This is a genomic window from Moorena sp. SIO4A1, assembly GCF_010672065.1.
Taxonomy (GTDB): domain Bacteria; phylum Cyanobacteriota; class Cyanobacteriia; order Cyanobacteriales; family Coleofasciculaceae; genus Moorena.
Map to the genome: position 1 here is coordinate 1 of NZ_JAAHHX010000616.1, position 1,580 is coordinate 1,580.

Annotated in this window: 1 protein-coding gene; it reads right to left on the bottom strand. The window is 47.3% G+C overall.

Features of this window, described 5'->3' with window-relative positions; all coding sequences use genetic code 11:
* Positions 1-363: 363 nt before the first annotated feature.
* On the bottom strand, positions 364-1,580 hold a 1,217-nt coding region (locus F6K53_RS41225), incomplete at its 5' end, for a lamin tail domain-containing protein (protein WP_293086111.1).

Consider the following 1,580-nt stretch of genomic DNA (forward strand, 5'->3'; position numbering starts at 1 on the left):
CAAGTTTTTATCAGAGTGGGAGAGTTTGAGAGGGAAAAGAATACCCCGTCGAATTAGGTCTTGAAGTTACCGTAAGAATAGTGGAGCCTTAATAATAAAGTTTTAACCCTTTTACTCATAACCGACCAACCATAAAGGCTCCACTATTCTAAGGTTTCGTCTCCGGGGATGAATATTCCGTCTCAAATAGTGTTAATAGAAAAAGTAAGGGTCTCAAAAAAACAGGGCAAAAGACCCTACTCAGCTACCCTGGCCATAGGCCACGCGGGGCGCGTTCGGTGCGCGGGAAATTCACGCCCAGGTCGATAACAGTCGCCCACCGCTGTGCCTGGGAATCCCCATCCCTGCGACGGGTGGGGAGGTTCAATTCACTAAAGCCCGGAAGCGAATAAATCCATAGGAATTGGGTGGGTTTCCGGGGGAATCAGCGTTTGGCACATCCCCAACTTCCACTACTACTACTCCATTTTGATTGAAGGTGACATTACATCCCGATGGCACTGAGGTGTTTGGCCCGTAATACCGACCGCGATCGCTATCGGGAATATTAGTAAGAAAGATATTGGGTTCAGCTGGACCACCTGAGGCTAGGGGAGTGGTGCTCTGGAACATGGCAATCCCGACATCACTACTGGGGAAGCCAGCAGTGGCATTAAATGAGTCTGAAATAAAGGTAGTTTCTCCAGGCACTCGGTCGCAGATGCGCAGGTTTTTAGCATTGTTGCTGCCATTGGAGAGGAAGTAAACAGTATACTCTAACTCATCCCCTGGCATGACTTGGCCAGAGTTAATTAATCCCCGTAGATACACATCAGGATTCGGCCAGTTGGGGTCATTGTCATCGGCAGCACGCTCCGAATTAACGTTATTCTCAGAACTGCCACCATCAATGCCATCGATAAAGGGTGAACCGGATTCCGGTAGCTCTATCCACTGGTTGGTATCTTTGGGTTTAATAGCAGTAATCCGCTTGACCAGAATCACATTGGGCAAGATATTGTTATAAACTCCAACACTAGTTTGCCGTACACTAACCGTATCTGTATCCCGGGTTTCCAGGAATTCAGGACAACGGCCATCGGCATCATTACTAAGGGTATGTTCCCAGCAAGCACTGGTATTTCCGTCTTCTCCATTGGGGGTGAGGCTAATGGATTGACCAGTTGCTGCCCCATCTAAGTCTCCTTGGTAAGTGTCGTCCCACAGATTCAATCCAGCTGACGGTGGAGTATTAATGGCGTTATTGGAGCCATAAGCAATGTAGTCTACAATCTTGAGTTCGTCGTCATACAGCCAGATATCTTCTCCAGCATTGTTGAGTTTGGCTGCGTTTCCTAACCAATCCTGGAATGCAGCATCGGCAGCTTGATGGTCTGATGTATTGTTGCCAATCCAAATAACAGCGTATTCTCCTGGTTGGAGAGTGGTGTTGTTGGGGAAGATATAGGCGGGGTTAGCAGCATCACCAGTAATGTTGCCAGTATTATCAGTACTGTTAAAAATCAGGTTGCTATCGGCTAGCCTCCAGTTACTGATATCTACAGCATTATCGGAAGAGTTATAGAGTTCGATGAATTCAT